The following is a 23,237-nucleotide window of genomic DNA, read 5'->3' as shown; positions in this document are numbered from 1 at the left end:
CGATAAGTCAACATCGGTTCACTTCGTTCACCGTGTTTCCTTTATCTCAGTTGGAGCGCTCCAGGCCATACGCCGCTGACCAGGGCGCTTGTGCTTTTCTTTTTACTCAGCTTTAGCAGCTTGGATTTGAAGGTTGATTTTTACTTTGTCGCCTACAAGAACGCCGCCAGTTTCAAGTGCAGCATTCCAAACTAAACCATAGTCTGAACGGTTTAGAGTACCTTGTGCACTGAAGCCTGCCTTTTCATTGCCCCATGGATCTTTTCCTTGACCTTCAAAAGTAACCGCGAAGGTTTCCTGTTTCGTAACACCGCGAAGGGTTAAATCACCTGTAACATTATATTCGCCCTCATCTGTTTTTTCGATGTTTGTAGCTTTGAATGTCATATTTGGATGATTTTCAACATCAAAGAAATCTGCAGATACAAGGTGGCCATCACGGTCTTTACTGCGAGTGTCTACACTTCCTGTTTCAATTGAAAATTCAATGTTTGCTGTTGTTAAATCAGCAGGATCTGCTTCGATTGTTGCGTTAAAGCTGTTAAATGTTCCTTTTACGTTTGCAATCATCATGTGACGAACTGAAAAATCTACACTGCTGTGTGACGGATCAAGAGCCCATTTTGTTTTTGTCATTTTAAGTCTCCTCCAATTGTTTTGAAAGTATTTATCTCAAATTAAAAATAACTTATTTCAAGGTAAATTATATGTTGAATGCCGCTATATTGTCAATTGTTTTTTATTAATTTTTTTTGTATTTTTTCAAATACTACTTATAATAGAAATCCTGTAGAAGGGAAGGCTTGTATGAAGATCCTTAAACGCAATAGTGTTCCCTTTTTTATTTTATTTTTAATTCACACCTTCTTATTGGGTTTCACCTTTTACAGAAATAAAAATAGAAAAGACATTTTAGTTTTACTTGTTTCTAATATGGGATTTGCCTACCTTTTTGAGTACTTTGTTTTTAACCTTTTTAACTCATATGTCTACAAACCGAAGATAGTAAAAAAGTCGTTTTTTGATAATGTGTTTGGGGCGGTATTATCCCAGGCGATATTTGTCCCTTTTACCGCGGTGTTCTTAACCCTTTCAAAATCAGGGTGGGTGGTAAAAATATCCGGCAGCATTTACTTTTCATTAATAGAGCTGCTATTTTTACGGTTGGGGGTATACAAACATAATTGGTGGAAAACCATTTATACCTTGATTCTCCTGCCTTTTTATTTCAAATGGAGTGATTATTGGTACAGCTGCATCGGTAAGAAAAATCAAATTGTTCAGTTTGCTTCATATTTTTTACTAATCATGGTTACCGAGACAAATTTATTTTTCGTATTGGCAATCATGCGAAAATTTAGATTTGGAATGGGCAGGTACCATTCATGGACGGAACACTTTATCTTATCTCCGTTATATTCCATTACTTTATCGGTTTTTACTGCGATCACAATGAAAAAACAAAATGATGTCGCAGCGAAGCTAAAGGTAATAGTATTAGCAATAGGATTAAATTATTTTTTTCAAAAGATTAAGCTATTAAAAAATAAACTGAGAGATATTGAATATTTATTAATTAGGATTGTCATGGTTTTCGTTTATGGGCAATACAGAGAGTGGGTGTATGGTGAACGGGATAAAGGTTGATGTAAAAATAAAAAAACGCCTACTATGGCGTTTACTATTTGATTAAAGAAAGATCTTATTGAAAGTTTAAAAGGAACATGATAAAATAACATTTGGCATAAAAAGTATTTATTATAAATACTTATAAAACATCTATTATAACATTAACACAATTACTTTTGATTGTCAAGCAGGTGGAGCTAAATTTAATCTGGAGAGTGGTTGCATGAGCGATGTACAAAACAAAGACTGGCAGGTAGAACAAGAAAGAGTCAGTGCAGTTGGCGAGGAAATTGACCGAAAAGTAAAAGCTCTTAAGCAAAATACCGGTAAGGTTCGCTCTGATGTGCTTGAAATGCGTAAAACCTTTTGGGAAGATGTAACCGTTAATACAGATGAACCGGACGATATGATCGAAACAGCAGCGAGTATAAAGCAGCAGGCTGAACTCCTCTCTGAACGGGAACGTACTCATAAACAATTGGATCGACATCTTAAAACTCTCGACAGGTTAAAATATTCACCGTATTTTGGCCGAATCGATTTTCTTGAAAAAGGGGAAAAATCCAGCGATCAAGTTTATTTAGGAATTGCATCATTGATGGATGAACAGGATGAAAATTTCTTAATCTATGACTGGCGGGCACCGATATCCAGTCTTTACTATGATTACTCTCCAGGTCCCGCACAATATAATACACCTGAAGAAGGTATAATCGTAGGTGAAATGACATTAAAGCGCCAATTTATTATTAGGAATGCAGAGATTAAAGGAATGTTTGATACAGGTGTAACGATAGGGGATGAAATGCTTCAGGAGGTCCTGGGAAACAACGCAAGCACCCAAATGAAAAGTATTGTTGCCACAATTCAGCGCGAACAAAACGAAATTATTAGAAATGAGAGCAGCAAAGTACTAATCGTCCAAGGGGCTGCAGGAAGTGGTAAAACCTCTGCAGCACTTCAGCGTGTCGCTTACCTACTCTATCGGTACAGGGGAACACTGAATGCAGAAAATATTATGCTCTTCTCACCGAATTCTTTATTTAATAGTTATGTTGCGACAGTTTTACCTGAGCTGGGTGAGGAAAATATGCAGCAATCTACTTTTCAGGAATACCTAAATCACAGGATTGGAAAGGCATTTGATGTCGAGGATCCCTTTACACAAATGGAGTATTTGCTTAGTGGCGAAAGTGAAGTTGACGACCAAATAAGGGGCGAGGGAATCCGCTTTAAGGCAAGCTTGCATTTTAAGAAAATCATTGATCAATATGCGTCCGACTTATCCAGTCAAGGTTTACTATTTAGGGATTTATCCTTTCGAGGAGATGTCATTATCTCAAAAAAGGAGATTTATGATTATTTTTATTCCCTTGAAAAAAGCTATTCCATCCCAAACAGGATTCAAATCGTAAAGGATTGGTTACTAAAGGAATTAAGACGGGCCGTGAAACGGGAACGTTCGCGAAGCTGGGTGGAGGAAGAGATTCAATTTCTTGAAAAAGAAGATTATATGGAGGCCTTTAAAAAGCTCCAAGAGAAAAATCGATTTTCGGAAAATACATTTGATGATTTTGAGCGAGAACAAAGGCTTCTTGCGGAAATGGTTGTTAAGGAAAAATTTAAGCCATTATTTGTAAGAGTGAAGAATTTAAGATTTATTGATACTACTCAAGTTTATCTGCAATTATTTGAACAAGATAACATAATAGATAAAGGTCTTCCACTAAATTGGTCAAAAATTTGTACGTTAACAGTGAAGAATTTTCACAACATGGTCATTCCATATGAAGATGCAACCCCATTTGTTTACTTGCAGGATTTAATTGAGGGTCGGAAATCAAACACAGCGATTCGCCATATTTTCATTGATGAGGCACAGGATTATTCGCCTTTCCAATTTGCATTTATCCAAAGGCTTTTTCCATATAGCAAAATGACACTGCTGGGAGACTTCAATCAAGCGATTTTTTCGGGTGCAACGGGTTCCGAGACAGTCCTTACAGATTTGAACGTTGGTGATGAAGATGTTGAATCGTTCGTGTTAACAAAAACCTACCGTTCTACGAGAGAAATTGTCGAATTTACAAGTGGATTAATTAACGGCGGTGAAAAAATAGAACCATTTAACCGGAAGGGCAGGAAGCCGGTAATTGAGATGGTCGAACCAACTAAGTTGAATAGCGCGATTCTCGCAAAAATGAAGGAAATGAAGGATGAAGGACACCGTACAGTTGCGGTAATTTGCAGAACTTCCGCAGAAAGTCAGAAGGTTTATGGAGCTCTAAAAAATGAATTGCCACTTCATTTAATCGAAAAGGGGACTGTTTCCTATGAAAAGGGCAATCTTGTAATACCTTCCTATCTGGCAAAAGGGATCGAATTTGATGCGGTCATATTGTATGATTGTTCGCAGTATAAGCGTGAAGGGGAGCGAAAATTATTCTATACAGTTTGTACCCGCGCCATGCATGAATTGCATATGTTTGCAACAGAAGGAATCAATCCACTCATGGCTTCCGTGTCAAAGGATGCTTATAAGTTAATATAATCCATATGCAAAAAAAGGCTGTAGAATTCTTATGAGAATCATACAGCCTTTTAGGTTTTTATTTTTTCCATTGCTTCTTGACCTGTTCAAAGGCAAGGCGTAATATTTCTTCATCAGAAGTATCGCGATGGGTAATGACATTTGTCAAATAGTATTTTCCTTCGAAGGTTATTGTAACTTCCACCTGTACCATTAATAATCACCTTTCTTTACTTTATACTTCAATTACCATAAATTCTTCTGCAAATTGCTGTACTTGGTTTTTATCAATTTTGTTCTTTTTCAGCAATGATTCTGTAATGACTAGTTGGGCTTGAATTGATACATTTCTTTTTAAATCGCGAAGTGACACATCGCCATTCAATAATTGAATCGCTTTTTCCTTGATGTCTTGATTACTAGAAGATTTGTATAAAAGATAGGCAATACACGTAACCTTGTCCACAAACGTACCCCCAATCAAGAATCGATTATTTTTTAATAAATTCGACGACAATCAGAAAAATCCTGCTAATTTTCTGGAAATTCCCAAAAACATTCAGAAAAGTGTGACACGTCAGTAGATTACTCTTGAAATAGAAACTTTGTTGTATATTGCTTATCTGGTATAATATTTTATATAATATTGAAGGGATATGAGAAAAACGATGTTAGTCTGTAAATAGTACCTTTCGTCCCATTGTGGGAGGGGAGTTTTTTTAGTTGGTCACATGTGATCAGCGGAAACAATATTCAGCCACTGACTATTAACGAATGCTTATACATATGATTTAGGAGGAAAACTCATGAAACAGGCCTTAATCAAGGATTTGTACAGAAATACGGAAAGTTATATTGATCAAGAGGTACAGTTGTCCGGTTGGATTCGGACGATTCGCGATTCCAAAAACTTTGGATTCATTGAATTAAATGACGGCAGCTTTTTTAAAGGCGTGCAGATTGTATTTGATGAACAATTGGCGAACTTTAAAGATATAGCCAAGCTTCCAATTAGTTCATCGATAAAAGTGGCGGGGGATTTTATTCATACACCACAAGCAAAGCAGCCGTTTGAAATTAAAGCGACAGAGATTGTGATTGAAGGAACTTCCAATGTGGACTATCCATTACAGAAAAAGAAGCATTCCTTTGAATATTTAAGATCAATTGCGCATCTGCGCCCAAGAACCAATACATTTTCAGCTGTATTCCGTGTGAGATCACTTGCTTCCTATGCGATCCATAAATTTTTCCAGGATAAAGGGTATGTTTATGTACACTCACCAATCATTACCGGTAGTGATACGGAAGGTGCAGGGGAAATGTTTCGGATTACCACTCTTGATATGGATAATCTCCCTAAAAATGATGAAGGTAAAACAGATTTAACAAAGGATTTCTTTAACAAGGAAACCAATTTGACTGTTAGTGGACAACTTTCTGCGGAGTCCTTTGCGTTAGCGTTCCGGAATGTCTACACATTTGGCCCAACATTTAGGGCGGAGAATTCAAATACAGCGCGGCATGCAGCTGAATTTTGGATGATAGAGCCAGAGCTCGCCTTTGCAGAACTTCCTGATATTATGGATTTAGCTGAAGAAATGGTAAAATACGTCATTGGCTATGTTTTGGATCAAGCTCCTGAGGAAATGAATTTCTTTAACAGCTTTATTGAAAAGGGTTTGGTAGATCGTTTGGATAATGCCCATACCGCAAACTTTGGCCGTGTGACCTATACAGAAGCAATTAAGTTGTTACAAGAGTCAGGTGAAACGTTCGCCTATCCTGTTGAATGGGGAGTGGATCTGCAAACTGAGCATGAACGGTATTTATGCGAAAAGGTCTTCAAACGCCCTGTATTTGTTACGGATTATCCAAAAGAAATTAAAGCCTTCTATATGAGATTAAATGAAGATCAAAAAACAGTTGCGGCAATGGACCTACTTGTACCTGGAATTGGAGAATTAATCGGCGGCAGCCAGCGTGAAGAACGGGAAGATATTCTTGCTGGAAAAATTAAAGAACTTGGAATGAATGAGGAAGATTATTGGTGGTACTTGGAGTTAAGAAAATACGGCGGTACAAAACATTCAGGTTATGGAATTGGCTTTGAACGCTTAATTATGTACTTAACAGGGATGTCAAACATCAGAGATGTCATACCATTCCCAAGAACACCTGGTAATGCAGAATTTTAATTAGTGATTAAAAAAGACCAATTCGCAGAATTGGTCTTTTTGGTGCATTGACATGCTTCATTTATAAATCCTGCAGCTCTTCTTCGAAAAAAAATGTACCTGGGTGCTCTTTAACGATGTAAGAATACCTCTTCATATTTTTCACGTACTGCCATTTTAAAATTGTGACGGCCTCACCTGTTTCTTTAATATTTACAGTTTGACCATTCATGTAGCGGTTATTTGAGTTTTTCAAAATCAACACCCCTTTACTATTCCTTCTTTAGTATACCACAAAATGAAAGTAACTTTATGCTACATATCGGGATATGAGGAGGCAAATGGAAAACAGGTAGCTGTCGCCTTTCCATTATTATCAAACTATGGTATGCTTTATTAAAGCGAGGTGTCATTTTGACTAATTATAAAGCAAGAAAAAGTAACCTCAAGGATTTATTATCTAAGAACGGAATGGATTTGGAGAGTTTAGAAAGAAATACAAATATTCCCAGAAGTCAACTCGACGGCTACATATCAAAGAAAGTAATGAACTTAAATACGGCAATGACTATTTCCAAAGAATTGAATTGTCAGATTGAAGATTTATATGTGTGGGCATCTGAGGAAGAATAAAGTATCCTTTGTTGCTTTTTACAAAAAAAACAGACCAATAAGGGTCTGTTTTTTTCATTAGTTGTTTAAATCGCATTTCTCTAATGGGATTAGCTTTGTTTTTTTCGTGAATTTATAGCCAAGCCATAAAATAAGGAATAATGGCAAGCCGATGTAAGAAACTAACACACCGTTCCAATCAATATGGTTACCCATAAAAGCAGAATAATTTTGTCCTAAAACAACAAATCCACAAACTAGAAAGGCAAAAATTGGCCCAAATGGGAAGAATTTCGATTTAAAAGGTAACAAGTTAAAATCCAACCCCTGTGCTACAAACGCCCTGCGGAAACGGTAGTGGCAAATAGCAATTCCGAGCCATGCAATAAAGCCCGACATACCGGAAGCGTTTAAGAGCCATACATAAACGGTTCCATCACCGAAGAATGAAGCAAGAAAGGCAAGAGTTCCGACTAAGGTTGTGGCAATTAGTGCATTTACCGGTACACCTTTTTTATTAAGTTTACCAAGGAATTTTGGAGCCTTCCCTTGACGGGCCAAATCCCAGAGCATGCGTGTTGAAGCATACATTCCTGAATTTCCGGCAGATAATACCGCAGTTAAAATAACGGCATTCATGACAGAAGCGGCAAAGGCAATTCCAGCTTTTTGAAATACAAGTGTAAATGGGCTGACAGAAATATCGCCATTGGCTAGGTTGCCGTTTGTATAAGGAATCAGAAGTCCGATGACTAGGATTGCAAGTACATAAAATAAAAGAATCCGCCAAAAAACCGTTTTGACTGCGCGTGGAATAGCTTTTGCGGGATCTTCTGTTTCTCCGGCAGCAACCCCTAAAAGCTCTGTTCCTTGAAAAGAGAAACCAGCTGCCATAAAGATTCCAAGCATGGCCATAAATCCGCCGTGGAACGGGGCATCGCCAATCGTGAAATTCTTAAATCCAACCGCTTGATCGCCCATAATGCCAAAAATCATTAATGTCCCAGTAATAATAAAGATAATAACTGTTACTACCTTAATCAGAGAAAACCAATATTCAGCTTCCCCAAATCCTTTTACTGAAAGATAATTTAATAGAAACATAATCACTAAAAAAATGCTGCTCCAAACTAAGGATGGAGTATTCGGAAACCAGAATTTCATGATCATGGTTACCGCCGCTAATTCAGCCGCAATGGTAATGGCCCAGTTGTACCAGTAATTCCAGCCGAGCGCAAATCCAAGGGCAGGATCCACAAATTTAGTCGCATACGTGCTAAAGCTTCCGGCCACAGGCATATAGGCGCCCATTTCAGCTAGGCTTTGCATTAAAAAGTATACCATGACCCCAATGATGAGATAGGAGAGAATGGCACCACCAGGTCCGGCAGAATGAATGGCCCCGCCACTGGCAAGGAAAAGCCCGGTACCAATTGTTCCGCCGAGTGAAATCATCGTGAGGTGCCGCGATTTTAAGCTTCGTTTCAATTCAGTCGTTTCGGATTGTTCACCCGTATTGACTTGTTCTTCTAAGGCTCTTGCTGTTTGCATAAGTAAGGACTCCTTTTTCTTTTTCTTTTTCGAGAAGGAGTTTTGGAATAAAAAATGCCATCGAAGTAGAATCGATGGCATTATCAATACCCCGCATCATACCTTCCGAAAGATAGCTCAACACGAATAGCTGGTAGGACTATACGTGACAGTTCTGTTCCTATTTGGAGACAGCCCCAGCATGCTTTTTCAGAGATGAAAAACACACTTCGGCAGCTTTTCCTTTCAAACGGAGTCAGGGGTGTCTCTACACCTCGTCCGCATTACTGATAAAAACCGCGACCTCTACCTCATCGGTTTGATGAGGATTTTGCTATTAAGTTAATATATTTATATAGTATAGATATTATTTTAAAAATGTCAATGGAAAAATAAACAGATAATTGAATATTATTGTAAAAAACTATTAAATTTACATCGTTACGGAGAATCGGTATTATTTTTAAAAAGACAAGTGGCAGGCAGGAGATGAAAAAGGTGCGATTTATTGGTTTAATACTGGGATCCCTCATCGTCGTAGTAGGATTTAATCTTTTCTTAATTCCCCATCAGGTCTTAAGTAGCGGACTAAGCGGGATTTCAATGATGTTTGGAATGATTTCTCCAATTAATACGGGGCTTGCTAATTTCCTTTTAAATTTTCCGTTATTAATTATTGGATACAAAATGCTTGGAAAAAAGTTTATCATGAATTCAATTTTTTCCGTGTTTATTATCTCGTTAGGACTATATCTGGTTCCTGTGCATGAAATTGCAAAAGACACGATATTATCGTCGATTTTTGGCGGTGCTTTAACAGGGATAGGGGTAGGGATCGTGTTCCGTTCTTCCGGTTCAACCGGGGGGTTCGACATTATCGGAATGATTGTATCTCGGAAAAGAGATTTCCCTATTGGGACCTTGCTCTCGGGAATGAACGCTGTTGTGATTGTAATTAGCGGGTTTTTATTTAATTGGGATTCAGCGCTAAATACATTAGTTTCTATTTATGTAACCGGTAAAGTGGTTGATGCCATTTATACGGATCATGCGAAATTAACCTTAATGATTATTACAGAAAAAGGTCAAGAAATGAGAGCACATTTACTGACAAATTTGTATAGAGGATTAACGATCATGGACGGCGTCGGCGGCTATTCTAATAACCAACGGAACGTGTTAATTACCGTTATTTCAAGGTACGAGTTAAATGAGGTGAAAAATCTCATAACGGAAGTGGATCCCGCCGCTTTCGTAAATATAACAGAAACTATTGAGGTAATGGGGCTGTTCCATCGGCCGAGTCCTTCTTAGATAAGGGTCTAGGTATGGATTTTTCTGAAAGATGAGGGTAATTTAAGGAAACCACTTGAAGGTTTCCTTTTTTTCATAGAAAATAACAACATATACATATTTTAAAAGGAGATTGGAAACCATGCGGCCAATCATAATAGGCATCTTTGCAGCTTTCTTTTTTGCATTTACCTTTATATTAAATCGCTCGATGGAGCTCGCGGGGGGAAGTTGGATTTGGAGTGCCTCTTTAAGGTATTTCTTTATGATTCCCTTTCTATTCATTATCGTGATAGCAAGGAAAAATTTAAAACCATTGCTGCTGGAAATGAAACAGAAGCCAGGTGCTTGGGTTTTGTGGAGTTCTATTGGTTTCGGATTATTTTATGCTCCCATTTGCTTTTCAGCAGCATATGCCCCGGGTTGGCTAATTGCTGCGACATGGCAGATTACCATAATCTCCGGTTCACTGCTTGCGCCGCTTTTCTATGAAACGGTGATGACAGATAACGGTCCAAGCCAAAAAAAGGGGAAAATTCCCTTCAAGGGTTTAGGAATGTCTTTGATCATTTTACTTGGAATTATTTTGATGCAGGTAGAACAGGCCAATCATTTGTCGATTATTGCTCTTTCCTTAGGGGTATTACCGGTCGTTGTTGCATCTTTTGCTTACCCATTAGGTAATCGAAAAATGATGGAGGTGTGTGGCGGGCGCCTGGACGTTTTCCAACGTGTATTAGGAATGACACTGGCAAGCATGCCCTTCTGGATCATTTTATCCATTTTTGGACTGATAAATGAGGGGATGCCAAGCTTAGGGCAAACCGGCCAATCCGCACTCGTTGCCATATCCTCAGGCGTAATTGCAACCATTCTCTTCTTTCATGCGACAGATCTCGTAAGAGGGGATATGCAAAAGCTTGCTGCGGTGGAGGCAACACAATCAATGGAAGTTTTATTCGCAGTAATCGGAGAGCTGTTGCTCTTAACTTCGTTAATGCCTTCAGCCCTTTCTTGGGTCGGCATGGCATTGGTTATGATTGGAATGGTGCTGCACAGTTATGTTTCAAATAAAGTAGCAAGGCCAAAAATGAAAAAAGTAAGTGCATAGATTGGAATACGTGAATAACGAATCCTTATCAATTCCATTGATAAGGATTTTTTCATCACTGCAAATGTTATCCATTAAGGTATGGTGACAACTTATCAATGGTTTCCTGCAGGATCACTGCATTTTTCTTATACATCGCTTTTGATTTTTGACAATCGGTTTCAAGTGAAAATATTTCTAAGTCTGCCTGGGTTTTTTTTAAGGTTGCAAGTAATAATGGGCGGACTGCGGGTGCAGGTACTTTAATTTTATCATCGTAAAGGTCAACTGTTATATCCCCATATGAATCCACTTGACCGAGAAAAACATTATCAAGGGTCACTCCAAGCTTTTCTAACTCGGTGTAAAGCCAGCCTCTGCCTTTACCGGCACATCGTAAGGCTTCATCCACGATGTTCCCATCCATAATAATGGTTTGCGGTTCTTTCTCATTCGGCATTTTCATTTGTAAATCTTTAGGTGTTAAAGGTTGGTTTTCTTTTTTTAGTAAGGCGCTTAAATTACCGCGTGGTTCCAATACAGCAAATTCTACATCTGCGACTTTAAAAATATTCTTTTGACGCAGCAGAGCAGATAATTCATCAATGGTATACTTTTCCTTTTTTAAATTATTTTCTAAGATTTTTCCATCTTGAATGACAACTGTACCTTTACCTTCTACGAAGTCGCTGAATTTTTTACTTTTTATAGATAAATAATTAGATAAAAAAGTAATAAATCCGAAGACGGCGATTGCTAATGCTCCGTGATACATGTTCGCTTCAAGTCCAGTAACAACCTCACCTGCTATGCTTCCGATTGTTATCCCAGCGACATACTCAAAAAAGGAAAGCTCAGAAATTTGTTTTTTTCCAAGAACTTTGGTGGTTATGAATAAGAGCAGCAGAAAAATCAACGAGCGAAATATGATTAATGTCCAACCTGGCATATGTTTCTCACCTCAAAATATTATGTACCCTTATATTGTGGTTCATTTCGTTCGAGTTCTAAAACCCTGTATTGCAGGTCTTTTTTTACATCCCCAATTTTTAAGCTGGTTTCATGGAACATGGCTTTCGCTTCCTCCTCAAGTGAATTTAATGCTAATGAGGACAGCTGGGCTTCAATTCCCTTTATAGTGGATAGACATTGATTGACGTTTGAAGCGATTGTCAAAATAATAACTTCCTTTCTTAGGTGATGCTAATTTCATGAAAAAAAGGGGTTGGCTAAAAACGCCAACCTTTAACAGCTTTATTGATTGTACTGTGGTTCTTCTGACATGATTTCTTGAATGCGTGGTTCAAGGCTGTCTAAAACTGATTGTGTTTGCTGGGCCGCTTGTTGATAAAGTTGTTTTGCATTTTGGTTATCGGTTGCAAGTGCAAAAGTTTCAAAACTTGCCTGGGCACTTTTTAATCCGGCTAATGCTTGTTTAACTTGTGTTCCTACAGTCATCGATGATCCTTCTTTCGTCATAAGAATTGAATTACAAAAATAGTATGTGGATTAAAATTTTGCTTATGTACAGTTTTCTTTCTTTTTAAAAGAAAGTTTTTCCATTCGACCTCAAGGCGTAATTTTTTATTAAAATCGCACCAAATGTTTCAATAATTGGAAATTATCAGGTAAAATAATATTGATTAAAGTGCAGAATAATTTACTCTAGAATTTAGGGGGGATCATATTTGATTTTATTAAGAAGGAAAGAGGTAGATGAGGAACATTCCGTTAAGTTAGTCGCGTATACGATTATTTTATTTATTAGTAGCTTTTTCGCACCTTTTGTCATTGTTGCTTCCTATCAGAGCATGGTCTATTTTTCCCGTTCCTATTGGTTCTTTTCAACACCGTTTTCTGCCTACATTACATTTATGGGGGGAATGCTTTTTATTGCAGCCATCATGACCATATATCTCATTTTTAGACAGCGGGAGAATGCCCGCAAATTGAAATGGATTACAGGGATATTACTACTTATTAGCATACCAGTATTTATTTTAAGCTTGACCAATTATTACTATATGGATGATAAGGGAATCTACTATAATGGGTTGACAGGCATAGAGGAAAAAGAATATAAGTGGAACGATATGGCTAAAGTACATATTATCTATCGAAACCATCAGGGGTCTACCGGATTCTATCAATATAAATTTGAAATGACAGATGGAAGTAAAATAATACTTCCCTTTAATGATAAACTTTCTGAAAATAAATTTCGGATAGAAGCGAAAATTAAAGAGCTCAAAATCCCTGTTCATAATAATTTCAAAAATCCAATTGTTGATTAAATAGAGAGTCTTCCTTCAGAAAGGAGGGCTTTTTTTGCATGATTTTTCCCAAAAATTCACAGTATCGTCATAAAATTTTGATTAATTTAAAAAATTCCGTGATATACTAAAAGTGTAAAAGATAATCAAAGGTTAACATCTTAGGAGGCTCAACCATACGTGTTCGTTCCGTTAGTGAACGAGTATTTGTAAGGTAATTTCCAACAATCATTTGGAAGGTGGAGCGATGAAGATTCAATTTGAAAAGGTCTAAATCTAAAGCCAAAGCCTTTCATAATTGAATTCTAGTATTTCCATAGAATTCATATCAAAGGATCAAGTTAAGGATTTATAGGTTAGTACATCTGATATAAGAATTTTTATCAGAGTATTCATAACTGAAATCTTTTCAAAAATTCATTGCCAAGAAGCCTGCAATCCATATGAAGGAATAAAGAGTCTTAAACGGTGACAATCCGAAAATTTGTTTCTTTTAGGAATTTGAATTCCATTAAACATGTGAATTAATTCCTTCAACGGAACAAACACACATCAGCTGAGTTTTCAAAAGTTTCCATTAGCTTTGAACTTCAACTAAACGGAAACGAAAATTTGAAAACAATTTGTCTGATGTCTTGGTTGGGTCCCCTAAGGTGTTAATACCAATTAAGGAGTTACTTCAAAAATGAGGTAGCTTCTTTTTATTTTTTTAAAAAATAAGCATAAAAATATTAATAACAGTACCATTTCGTTATAATAAATAAAGGATATTATTTTTGAAAGGGGAAAATTAATGACAGAAATTCAAGAAATGAGTTTAATCGAACAACAAGAAGCAATATTGGCAAATATTCAACACCGAAGATTGACCAAAAGAAAAATCTTTCAACGAATATTGTTAATCACCATTGGTGCCATTTTAATGTCCGTGGGGCTTGAAATCTTCCTTGTTCCCAATAATGTTATTGATGGCGGGATTACAGGCATTTCCATCATGCTTTCCTATATAACAGGATGGAAACTGGGAATTTTCCTATTTATTTTAAATATTCCTTTTTTCTTTATCGGGTACAAACAAATCGGAAAAACCTTCGCATTATCCACTCTTTATGGCATCATTATTCTTTCTATTGGTACCACTCTACTTCATCCGGTTCCGGCATTTACGCAAGACATCCTTCTTGCCACTGTTTTTGGGGGAATTGTTCTTGGGATTGGCGTTGGTCTGGTGATTAGGTACGGGGGATCACTTGATGGTACCGAAATAATGGCCATTCTCTTTAATAATAAACTCCCATTTTCCGTCGGAGAAATTATTATGTTCTTTAATCTCTTCATCCTTGGCTGTGCAGGGTTTGTGTTTTCATGGGATCGAGCGATGTATTCGCTCATTGCTTATTTTGTTGCTTACAAAACGATTGATGTTACTATAACTGGACTTGACGAATCCAAATCCGTGTGGATTATTAGCGATAATGCGAAACAAATTGGTGATGCCATCATGAATCGCTTAGGCCGTGGTGTTACCTACATTCATGGCGAGGGAGCATATTCAGGTGACGATAAAAAAGTAATCTTTTGTGTAATCAATCGTCTTGAGGAAGCAAAATTGAAGGAAATTGTTACCGAAAATGATGATAGTGCCTTTTTAGCGGTGGCAGATATCGCTGAAGTTCGTGGTGGACGTTTTAAGAAAAAAGACATTCATTAGCAATGTTAAAAAATGACGAAAATACAACATTTGTCGGTATTAGGCTTTTTAACGAAGAAATCAGTACCAAGATTGTAGGTTTCTTATAGAATGTGTCGATTAATTGGGAATATAGTCATTTGTGGGAATCATGTTTTGTCGTACTTTGCGCTTACCTAGGAAATAATTGTGCGAATAATAAGATATTTTCGAAAAAGATGACAGACAATTCTGCCATCTTTTTCGATTCTTTAAAAAAGCAGTTCAAACACCTCATTAAGTTCATGTGCTCTCTTTTCATCTTGTTCTTCTTTCGCATAGTTAATTTCTTTTGGCAGCATGTGATTTAAAAAATGTATTTCTCTTTGGTTTAAATCCCGAACAAAGGAAGCTTCCGATGTATAAGCACCTTCCTTTAGTTTCTTGTATAGATTTCGACCCTCTGAATGATCTTCTGTATAATTTGATAATGTTTCCCGTAAATACCCCAGAGTCTGATCCATTGTTTTCATCATCCTTTCACGCTCTTATTTTTTAACGTGATGGATCAAATATACATTTTAAAAATTATAGTTGTCTCAAAAAATAAAAATGAGCAAGTACAAAAGTACTTACCCAATTTTTTGTTTAGAAAAAGAAGAACGGGGCAAAACCAAATCCAACAAACGGGACGAACACCGGGGGTCTAAAAAATGGTCTTCTTCCCCAAAAGCCATATCCGTAACCATCAGAAGTGTTGGAAGAAGAAAACTCTTCAATCTCAAGGCCTTCCTTTCTAACCTTGATCACTCTCCCAACCACCAATTCCCCAGTCTCATTTTTATACTGAATCATTTTACCTTCTAATCGACGTGCCTGTTCATAATTTAACTCCACTTCAACTTCCTCCTTTAAACGGACTTGCTATAAAATATGAAATGAATTGCTGGAATGTAAAGGCTAAAACCCAAGTCTTGTCCAATTTTATACACAAATTAAAAAAATATAGTATGTAATGCTTGTATATCGAAAGGCCCTTTTCCCGCAGGAAAAGAGCCTTCAATTATTTAGTAACTGTAATAACCCGATAGCTTAAAATATCCTGATATTTTAAGACAATATTTCCATGTTCATTCAAGATATGAAAAAGCTCGGGTTCAAAGTCCTTTGAAAAATTAAATTCCGGTGCATGGTTACCATGACTTAGTGCTGGGTTTTGCGCTTTTAATTCAATGTTTTTGAAACCAACCTCTTGTAATAAGCGATGCCAGTCTTCCTCCAATAATAAGGAATCAACCGCGTAAAAATTCATTATTTCTGCTTCTTCTTGTGGATTAAACCGTTTGTTAATCGTCATTTCGTTGGCAATTAACCGGCCGCCTTTTTTTAGCACACGATGAAATTCGCTAAGCGCCTTTGGTTTATCGACAAATGCTAAAACAGACTCAGATAAGATAAAATCAAAGGAATGATCGTCGAATGGTATTTCTTCAATTGATCCATGGATTAATTGAATGGGAAGTTGTTGTGTCTGAAAGCGATCCTTTGCTTTTTCGACCATAATTGGATTGATTTCCAAACCAATCACTTTTGCTTTATATTGCTGGTACAAATAAGCTGCTGTTTGTCCTGTGCCGCAGCCTGCATCTAAAACGAGGGAGTTTTCGGAAATATTTTCACTTGAAAGAATGTTTTGCGTCAAAAGGATTCCACCGGGATGGGCTCCGCCAACGCCAAACTTCGCCAAGAAATCAAAATAAGTTAGACCTCCCATAGACACCACCTCAAATCTGTTTTTTGCATAGTATGATAAAAAGCGGAGAGAGGTGCTTTCCCTAAAACAAAACATCAGAGGATTATTATAATAATATTATGTAAACCGATGAACAGCATTCATCCAGTAAATAACAAAGCATGTATGGTTTCCTAAACATATTCTTCATCAAAATGCACAAATTAAGCAAATGGAAGAGGGAATTGTAACACCTTCCATACCATGTAGAAGGAGTGCTGAAGATGAAAAGCATAAGAAGGCAGCCGTTTTTCAAAATGTTTGCACCAAAACGAAAAAGTAGAGGGGCTATGTGGGCATCTCTCTTAGGTATTGGCGTAAGTGCCGCAGTAATTGGTGTAACAAGAGGGAAGCGTAAAGATTTTGCACTACCTCTTCAAAATGTAGTCAAAAACTTTTCACCAAAGACAAATCTTAATTTGATGAACAATGCATCCCTAACAGAATTTTCTGAGGAATTGTTGGAAAGCGCCTTAAAAAACGAGCGTTAGAAAAAGTCCGCATACGCGGACTTTTTTAATACGGTGCGTCAGGAATCTTTTTCGGCTTGTATTCAATCCCTTCTGAAGAATATAGTTTAATAACTAATATATTTCCGAGCGTTCTCGCACGGATTAATACCGGTTGGGTATACATATTTTTAAATTCAAAATCGGGTCCATACCAGCTTACAGTTGCATCTCGGCCAGGAGGAATGTAGGGAACCTTTCTACTGTGGGAAAAACGCTGGACAATCTTTAACCCGGCATTATCAACAGCATTAAAAAGTGTAGAGGATACTTGGCAAATTCCGCCGCCAATGTCCTCTGAAAATTCCCCTCTAACAATTACCTTAGCCTTTAAATACCCTTTTGTAGCTGTACGTTTTCCGACCACTTTGTTAAAAGAAAATGTTTCTCCCGGAAAGACGACATAATTGTTAATGGCCTTCGCTGCCAATTTAATATTCGTGGTGCGTTTTTTATTTTGCGAATTAAATGAGGTAACGTATCGTCCAATCCGCTTGCTTCGAATATCCTCTAGTAATTCACTATCCACTTTTGGATAAACAGAGAGCATGGGAATTTCAAATTTTCCCTGTCTCTGTGAAAAGAAATAGGCATAGAATTGTTCAGTAAAGGCTTGACGATGGATCCGATAACCCACTTGCTCCGATAGGATATTACCGGTTGAATCTAGGCTTGCATCTGTAGGTGCTGTGGAAAATTGTTTGTCTAGCTGATCCAAAAATTGATTGTATTTTTTGGAATCGATAATCGGCAAATCAGTATATGGAAAAGAAAAGTCCATACGATTGATATAGGTTACATTGATGTCGTCTTTTGTTATGATTAATTGATCTGAAGTATGTAATGGTTGAGCCGTAAGTAATATTCCGAATATCCAAGGTAAAATCATCTCTTTTCACCCCTCCTGCTTCTAATATTTGTAGCAATTTACCATTTCATGTACCATTATGAGTAAAGAATGTTTTTTATTTTTTCGAATGAAAAAAATGCAGAATTATAGTATAGTAGCAATGAATACCAAATAAATAGTTCATTGCTAGCACTACGCAAACACATGGATAGGAGTGTCTGGTCATGTCTGAAAATGAAAGAATTCAATTAAATGTAAGGATTACAAAAGAAACCTCCCTAATGCTGGATGAAATTGTCGAGTATTATCAACAAGGAATTAAACTTGGCAGAATTTATAAAGGTGACGTCTTAACGGATATTATTGAAAAATCTTATGAGGTCATGAATAAGCAGAAAAAATCTAACAGAAGATTTTGATAATAGAATTGGTATCAAAAATTTATTTGAATATTTAGAAAAGGATATGAATATGTAAGTCTAAGAGGTATAATTGTACATATGACATACTAACTGGTCAGTATAGTTTGATTTGTTAAAGAACTATAGACGAATGACTGTAAGAAAGCAGGGTGATATTGATGAAATTAAGTGGTAAAACCGCAATTGTAACAGGTGGAGGGAGTGGAATTGGACGTGCAGCCGCCATTCGTTTTGCTTCGGAAGGGGCTTGTGTTACAGTCGCCGATGTAGACACTGTTACTGGCGAAGGAACAGTCAGCCTTATACTGGAAAGTGGTGGAAAGGCGATTTATGTAAAAACTGACGTATCGGATTCGAAACAGATGAAAGAACTAATTAATAAAACTACAGAAAACTTTGGCGGCTTACACATTATGTTCAACAACGCTGGAATCGGTAATACCGAAGTAAGAAGTGTCGATTTGTCAGAGGAAGAATGGGATCGTGTCGTCGATATTAACCTTAAAGGTGTTTTTCTAGGAATTAAATATGCTGTCCCCGAATTAATGAAATCGGGCGGTGGGGCCATTATTAATACCTCAAGTTTGTTGGGATTAAAAGGGCAGAAATATGTTTCCGCTTACAATGCTTCAAAAGCTGGTGTTGTTGTGCTAACACAGAATGCTGCACTGGAATACGGAAAATACAATATTCGCGTGAATGCGATTGCTCCTGGGGTCATTAATACTAAAATTATCGATAACTGGAAGCAGAATGAACGAAAATGGCCGATTATTTCACGTGCCAATGCGTTGGGGAGAATTGGAACACCCGATGAAGTAGCGAATGCGGTTTTATTTTTAGCATCTGATGAAGCCTCGTATATTACAGGCGCAACACTTTCCGTCGACGGCGGCGGACTAACATTTTAATTGATAGATAAGAAAATACATTTTGGAGGGGATCAAATGAGTGAAAAGAAAGCATGGCTTGCGCATTATCCTGAAGCAATTGATACAAATGTGAACATCCCTAATAAACCATTAGGACAAATTCTTCAAGAAACTGCCTCAACTTACCCTGCTAATAATGCCTTATCCTTTTATGGAAAAAAGATTACTTACGGACAATTACATTCTCTAGCTTTCGCTTTTACTTCTGCCCTGCAGCAAAATCAGGTTCAAAAGGGGGATCGGGTGGCGATTATGCTGCCAAACTGTCCTCAATACGTTATTTCTTACTACGGAATATTGATCTCCGGGGGGATTGTAACCCAAGTGAACCCGATGTCCGTAGAACGGGAGCTTGAATATATTCTTAAGGATTCGGACGCTGAAACAATTGTCGTACTCGATGCTCTTTATTCACGAGTAAAAAGCGTTCAAGAACGAACAAATTTGAAAAATATTATTGTCGTCAGCCTGCAAGGCTCAGTTCAAGATTTCAAACCAGACCGGACCTTTGATCGTTTTTTGGCGGAAGGAAACGGAAAAATCCTTCCAATTGAATTTGAACCGGAGCATGATGTTGCTGTCCTACAATATACCGGCGGCACAACGGGAAGATCAAAAGGGGCGATGTTAACCCATCGCAATATCCTAGCAAATGTGATCCAGTGTCACGAGTTTTTTAAAGATGATTTGAAATTTGGCCAGGAGAAATGTTTAACAGTTATTCCTCTCTTCCATGTTTTTGGGATGACATCCTGTATGAACCTATCGATTTATATTGGTGCAGAATCGATCATGCTTCCGCGCTTTGATTTAGAAGAGGTATTGAATACGATAAAAAATGAGCAGCCAACGACTTTTCCTGGTGTGCCAACGATGTATGTCGCAATTACTAGCCACCCCCATGCAGAGCAGTATGGCATTAATAGTATAAAAACATGTAACAGCGGCTCGGCACCGATGCCGGTTGAACTACTTCGCAGTTTTGAAAGGAAAACGGGATCGAAAATTTTAGAGGGCTACGGGTTATCGGAAGCTTCTCCTACGACACACTGTAATCCCCCATTTGCGGAGCGGAAGCCGGGAAGTGTCGGTATTGGGGTACCATCAACGGAATATAAAATAGTGGATGTAGCAACTGGTACAACGGAGGTACCTGTTGGTGAACTTGGTGAAGTGATTATTAAAGGCCCGCAGATCATGAAGGGTTATTGGAATATGCCGGAGGAGACGGCCAATACACTTCGTGACGGCTGGCTCTATACTGGTGACATTGCAAGGGTTGATGAAGATGGCTATCTTTACATCGTTGACCGCAAAAAAGATTTAATCATTGCGAGCGGGTACAATATTTATCCGCGTGACATTGAAGAAGTTTTGTACGAACATCCATCTGTCCAAGAAGCCGTTTGTATTGGTGTTCCGGATCCGTATAGAGGAGAGGATGTGAAAGCTGTTGTTGTCCTAAAGGCTGGAAAAAGTGCAACAGAGCAGGAAATCATCCAATATTGTAAGCAAAACATGGCGGCCTATAAAGTACCACATATTGTTGAATTTCGTGATCAATTACCAAAAACAGGCGTTGGAAAAATCCTTCGCCGGGCGTTAAGGGAAGAATCACTAAAAAACTAGTGGTTTCGTTAGATTGATGATTAAAGGAGAGGTTAATCTTATGATATAATTTTCACCAGACCATTTAACAGATTGTGAGGACAGGACAGTGAAAGAGAAAATAACGGAACAAAGCATCCGCTTATTTGAAAAAAAGGGGTTTAGTGAGACATCAATCCAAGATATAGTGGATTCGCTAGGTGTAACGAAAGGAACTTTTTACTATTATTTTTCAAGTAAAGAAGAATTGTTAATGGATATCCATTTAGGGTACATTGATGATTTACTTGTACACCAGGACAGGATTTTTAAGGATCCAGCAAAGTCCTGTAAAGAAAAATTATTTGAAATTGTTTTTATGCTCCTTTCCGATATTAAAACTAGTGGTTCTGCAGCAAAAATATTTTTTCGGGAATTGAAAAATTTAAATGAGGAACACTCAAGTCTCATTCATTCAAAGCGTGAGCGGTTCCGAATAAATATTGAGGATTTGATCAAGAAGGGAATCGAAAATGGTGAATTTCGTCATGATTTAAATGCCTCTATCATCACGTTTGGAATTTTGGGAATAACGAATTGGAGTTACCAGTGGTTTAATCCAAACGGAATCTGCACTGATCGTGAAGTAGCAGAGATTTTTGTCGAAATGATTTTAAAGGGAATTCAAGTTAATTGACGAAAAAATGAAGAGAGGGGCATTTCGGGAAATTCCCCTTTCTTTTTTTAAAAATAAATACCAACCGGTTAGTATCAAGATTAATGCGTTAACAATTGAGGTGAAGTGGTTGTGCATGAAACACATGTAACGGTACGTTTCAGCGAAACGGATGCTCTCGGTCATATAAATAACACAAGCTATTTTATTTATTTGGAAGAGGCACGAATCCGTTTTATTGAACAGTTAGGTTTTAAAATGAATATAGAAAATTGGAATTTTATTTTGGCTTCCACGAAATGTGATTTTATTAGTCAAGGGTATTTCGGGCAGGAGTTATCCATTAAAACCTATGTTTCAAAAATTGGAACAAAGAGCTTTCAGCTTGAGCATGATGTCGTCTCAATCAAGACAAATGAACTTATCGCTCAAGGGAATGCGATTATGGTTTATTTCAATTTTGAAACACAAAAAAGTGAACAAATTCCTGAATTGTTAAAAAAGGAATTAAAGGGTTATTTAGTTCTTTCATAACTTGTCTTAAGTGGTCGGAATTTTCTAAAGTGAGGAGGCAAAAAATGCGCCGTCAAATGAACAGGGATACGATTCAAGTTAGAAAAGGTGAAGAATTGGATTTACTTGAGTTGGAAAAGTTTCTTCGGGAAAATGTAGAATCATTGCCAGAGGAACCGCTCGAAATCCTCCAATTTTCCGCAGGACATTCTAATTTAACCTACCAACTAAAGATGGGTGACTGGGAGGCTGTATTAAGACGTCCTCCCCTTGGGCCAGTTGCACCGAAGGCACACGATATGGCGAGAGAATTTAAAATTCTCACTGAGTTAAATCCAATTTTTTCTGTAGCTCCAAAGCCACTTCTATTTTCAGAAAATCAATCCACTGTCGGCAGTCCATTTTTTCTAATGGAAAGAAAAAAAGGTGTTGTGATCGATACATCATTCCCTGATGGGACTCAAGTCACGAAGGAGCTGTGTCGGCACCTATCGCAAGTCATGGTTGACAAACTGGTTGAATTACATGCCATTGACTACAAGCAAACAGGACTCGCAGAAATTAGCAAGCCTGAGGGATTTATGGAAAGACAGGTTCATGGCTGGATTGGCCGCTATGAGCGGGCGAAGACCGATGAAATTGCAGTTGTCGATTCCTTAAAAAAATGGCTTGTTGAACATACACCTAAAGTACATGCGTCCACGATTATCCATTATGATTATAAATTTAATAATGCCATGTTTACTAATCATTATTCAGAAATGGTCGGGTTATTTGATTGGGAGATGACAACGGTTGGTGATCCGCTTGCAGACCTAGGTGTCGCCATGGGTTATTGGAATCAGAGTGATGATTCGGAACTGTTAATTAACGGGCTTAGAAATCCTCCAGTTACTGCTGTAAATGAAGGGTTTTTTACAAGAAACGAATTTATTGAGCAATATGCGAAAAAAAGTGGCCGCGATATTACTAATTTCAATTTTTACTTAACCTTTGCTTATTTTAAACTGGCTGTTATTGGTCAGCAGATCTATTATCGCTATAAAAAAGGGCAAACAAATGATGCTCGATTTGCTAGTTTTAACCATTTTGTAAAAAATTTAATTCTACATGCAGCCAGTGTTGCTGATGAAAAGCTGTAAAGGGGATCTGG

At 37.5% G+C, this 23,237-nt stretch carries 27 protein-coding genes and 1 riboswitch; of the genes, 15 read left to right on the top strand and 12 right to left on the bottom strand.

Features of this window, described 5'->3' with window-relative positions; genetic code table 11:
* Positions 1-102: 102 nt before the first annotated feature.
* A complete protein-coding gene (locus BABA_RS20725; RefSeq protein ID WP_007087205.1) occupies positions 103-636 on the bottom strand; it encodes a YceI family protein in 534 nt (177 codons plus the stop codon).
* Between the two features lie 171 nt (positions 637-807).
* Here BABA_RS20725 and BABA_RS20720 point away from each other — a divergent pair, with 171 nt between their 5' ends.
* Positions 808-1,647 (top strand): hypothetical protein, encoded by an 840-nt coding sequence (locus BABA_RS20720; RefSeq protein ID WP_007087204.1) that lies wholly within the window; start codon positions 808-810, stop codon positions 1,645-1,647.
* Positions 1,648-1,852: 205 nt separating this feature from the next.
* Positions 1,853-4,180, top strand: coding sequence for an RNA polymerase recycling motor HelD (helD, locus tag BABA_RS20715; RefSeq protein WP_007087203.1), 2,328 nt, complete (start codon positions 1,853-1,855; stop codon positions 4,178-4,180).
* Positions 4,181-4,238: 58 nt separating this feature from the next.
* Here helD and BABA_RS20710 read toward each other — a convergent pair whose 3' ends face one another.
* Both BABA_RS20710 and BABA_RS20705 read right to left on the bottom strand, forming a co-directional pair.
* Positions 4,239-4,373, bottom strand: coding sequence for a BA3454 family stress response protein (locus BABA_RS20710; protein ID WP_040347141.1), 135 nt, complete (start codon positions 4,371-4,373; stop codon positions 4,239-4,241).
* Positions 4,374-4,394: 21 nt separating this feature from the next.
* A complete protein-coding gene (locus BABA_RS20705; RefSeq protein ID WP_007087202.1) occupies positions 4,395-4,625 on the bottom strand; it encodes a hypothetical protein in 231 nt (76 codons plus the stop codon).
* Between the two features lie 340 nt (positions 4,626-4,965).
* Between BABA_RS20705 and asnS the strand changes: the two genes are divergently transcribed.
* Entirely contained in the window at positions 4,966-6,357 is a 1,392-nt protein-coding gene (gene asnS, locus BABA_RS20700) for an asparagine--tRNA ligase (RefSeq protein ID WP_007087201.1), read from the top strand.
* A gap of 61 nt (positions 6,358-6,418) precedes the next feature.
* On the opposite strand, the gene BABA_RS27410 is transcribed toward asnS, so the two are convergent.
* Positions 6,419-6,592, bottom strand: coding sequence for a hypothetical protein (locus BABA_RS27410; RefSeq protein WP_007087200.1), 174 nt, complete (start codon positions 6,590-6,592; stop codon positions 6,419-6,421).
* A 158-nt stretch (positions 6,593-6,750) separates the two neighbouring features.
* Here BABA_RS27410 and BABA_RS20695 point away from each other — a divergent pair, with 158 nt between their 5' ends.
* On the top strand, positions 6,751-6,969 hold the full coding sequence (locus BABA_RS20695) for a helix-turn-helix domain-containing protein (RefSeq protein WP_007087199.1): 219 nt from the start codon (positions 6,751-6,753) through the stop codon (positions 6,967-6,969).
* Positions 6,970-7,026: 57 nt separating this feature from the next.
* Here BABA_RS20695 and BABA_RS20690 read toward each other — a convergent pair whose 3' ends face one another.
* Entirely contained in the window at positions 7,027-8,499 is a 1,473-nt protein-coding gene (locus BABA_RS20690; protein ID WP_007087198.1) for an amino acid permease, read from the bottom strand.
* Positions 8,500-8,604: 105 nt separating this feature from the next.
* A riboswitch (Lysine riboswitch) is annotated at positions 8,605-8,795 on the bottom strand.
* 172 nt (positions 8,796-8,967) lie between these two features.
* On the opposite strand from BABA_RS20690, the gene BABA_RS20685 reads away from it, so the two are divergent.
* Both BABA_RS20685 and BABA_RS20680 read left to right on the top strand, forming a co-directional pair.
* Positions 8,968-9,792, top strand: a complete 825-nt coding sequence (locus tag BABA_RS20685; RefSeq protein WP_007087197.1) for a YitT family protein — start codon at positions 8,968-8,970, stop codon at positions 9,790-9,792.
* Positions 9,793-9,913: 121 nt separating this feature from the next.
* Positions 9,914-10,882 (top strand): DMT family transporter, encoded by a 969-nt coding sequence (locus BABA_RS20680; protein ID WP_007087196.1) that lies wholly within the window; start codon positions 9,914-9,916, stop codon positions 10,880-10,882.
* A 67-nt stretch (positions 10,883-10,949) separates the two neighbouring features.
* Here BABA_RS20680 and BABA_RS20675 read toward each other — a convergent pair whose 3' ends face one another.
* From BABA_RS20675 to BABA_RS20665, 3 genes are all read right to left on the bottom strand, one after another.
* Complete coding sequence (locus BABA_RS20675; protein ID WP_007087195.1) at positions 10,950-11,810, bottom strand: DUF421 domain-containing protein; 861 nt, start codon at positions 11,808-11,810, stop codon at positions 10,950-10,952.
* Between the two features lie 20 nt (positions 11,811-11,830).
* Positions 11,831-12,037, bottom strand: coding sequence for a DUF1657 domain-containing protein (locus tag BABA_RS20670; RefSeq protein ID WP_007087194.1), 207 nt, complete (start codon positions 12,035-12,037; stop codon positions 11,831-11,833).
* 78 nt (positions 12,038-12,115) lie between these two features.
* A complete protein-coding gene (locus BABA_RS20665; protein WP_007087193.1) occupies positions 12,116-12,319 on the bottom strand; it encodes a DUF1657 domain-containing protein in 204 nt (67 codons plus the stop codon).
* 230 nt (positions 12,320-12,549) lie between these two features.
* Here BABA_RS20665 and BABA_RS20660 point away from each other — a divergent pair, with 230 nt between their 5' ends.
* Together BABA_RS20660 and BABA_RS20655 are read left to right on the top strand one after the other, a co-directional pair.
* Complete coding sequence (locus BABA_RS20660) at positions 12,550-13,155, top strand: hypothetical protein (protein WP_007087192.1); 606 nt, start codon at positions 12,550-12,552, stop codon at positions 13,153-13,155.
* Positions 13,156-13,927: 772 nt separating this feature from the next.
* Positions 13,928-14,845 (top strand): YitT family protein, encoded by a 918-nt coding sequence (locus BABA_RS20655; RefSeq protein ID WP_007087191.1) that lies wholly within the window; start codon positions 13,928-13,930, stop codon positions 14,843-14,845.
* A 230-nt stretch (positions 14,846-15,075) separates the two neighbouring features.
* Here the strand turns inward: BABA_RS20655 and BABA_RS20650 are convergent, their stop codons facing one another.
* From BABA_RS20650 to BABA_RS20640, 3 genes are all read right to left on the bottom strand, one after another.
* Positions 15,076-15,327: a sigma-G-dependent sporulation-specific acid-soluble spore protein CsgA gene (locus tag BABA_RS20650; protein ID WP_040347133.1), complete on the bottom strand. Its 252-nt coding sequence runs from the start codon at positions 15,325-15,327 to the stop codon at positions 15,076-15,078.
* Between the two features lie 124 nt (positions 15,328-15,451).
* Complete coding sequence (locus tag BABA_RS20645) at positions 15,452-15,700, bottom strand: hypothetical protein (protein WP_007087189.1); 249 nt, start codon at positions 15,698-15,700, stop codon at positions 15,452-15,454.
* Between the two features lie 166 nt (positions 15,701-15,866).
* A complete protein-coding gene (locus BABA_RS20640) occupies positions 15,867-16,577 on the bottom strand; it encodes a class I SAM-dependent methyltransferase (RefSeq protein WP_007087188.1) in 711 nt (236 codons plus the stop codon).
* 242 nt (positions 16,578-16,819) lie between these two features.
* On the opposite strand from BABA_RS20640, the gene BABA_RS20635 reads away from it, so the two are divergent.
* Complete coding sequence (locus BABA_RS20635; protein ID WP_007087187.1) at positions 16,820-17,086, top strand: hypothetical protein; 267 nt, start codon at positions 16,820-16,822, stop codon at positions 17,084-17,086.
* A 25-nt stretch (positions 17,087-17,111) separates the two neighbouring features.
* Here BABA_RS20635 and BABA_RS20630 read toward each other — a convergent pair whose 3' ends face one another.
* Positions 17,112-17,993 (bottom strand): VanW family protein, encoded by an 882-nt coding sequence (locus BABA_RS20630; RefSeq protein WP_007087186.1) that lies wholly within the window; start codon positions 17,991-17,993, stop codon positions 17,112-17,114.
* Between the two features lie 185 nt (positions 17,994-18,178).
* Between BABA_RS20630 and BABA_RS20625 the strand changes: the two genes are divergently transcribed.
* The 6 genes from BABA_RS20625 to BABA_RS20600 all read left to right on the top strand — a co-directional run bounded on the left by BABA_RS20625 (position 18,179) and on the right by BABA_RS20600 (position 23,226).
* Positions 18,179-18,373: a hypothetical protein gene (locus tag BABA_RS20625; protein WP_007087185.1), complete on the top strand. Its 195-nt coding sequence runs from the start codon at positions 18,179-18,181 to the stop codon at positions 18,371-18,373.
* A 161-nt stretch (positions 18,374-18,534) separates the two neighbouring features.
* Entirely contained in the window at positions 18,535-19,287 is a 753-nt protein-coding gene (locus BABA_RS20620) for an SDR family NAD(P)-dependent oxidoreductase (protein WP_007087184.1), read from the top strand.
* Positions 19,288-19,323: 36 nt separating this feature from the next.
* The gene (locus BABA_RS20615) at positions 19,324-20,937 is read left to right on the top strand and encodes a long-chain-fatty-acid--CoA ligase (protein WP_007087183.1); all 1,614 of its coding nucleotides are present in this window, start codon (positions 19,324-19,326) and stop codon (positions 20,935-20,937) included.
* A gap of 88 nt (positions 20,938-21,025) precedes the next feature.
* Positions 21,026-21,592, top strand: coding sequence for a TetR/AcrR family transcriptional regulator (locus tag BABA_RS20610; RefSeq protein WP_007087182.1), 567 nt, complete (start codon positions 21,026-21,028; stop codon positions 21,590-21,592).
* Between the two features lie 111 nt (positions 21,593-21,703).
* The gene (locus BABA_RS20605) at positions 21,704-22,105 is read left to right on the top strand and encodes an acyl-CoA thioesterase (RefSeq protein ID WP_007087181.1); all 402 of its coding nucleotides are present in this window, start codon (positions 21,704-21,706) and stop codon (positions 22,103-22,105) included.
* Between the two features lie 44 nt (positions 22,106-22,149).
* Positions 22,150-23,226: a phosphotransferase family protein gene (locus BABA_RS20600; RefSeq protein WP_007087180.1), complete on the top strand. Its 1,077-nt coding sequence runs from the start codon at positions 22,150-22,152 to the stop codon at positions 23,224-23,226.
* The last annotated feature ends 11 nt before the right edge of the window (positions 23,227-23,237 follow it).

This window comes from Neobacillus bataviensis LMG 21833, assembly GCF_000307875.1.
GTDB lineage: Bacteria > Bacillota > Bacilli > Bacillales > Cytobacillaceae > Neobacillus > Neobacillus bataviensis.
The sequence above is the reverse complement of the archived record's forward strand: the minus strand, read 5'-3'. Positions and strand labels throughout refer to the sequence as shown.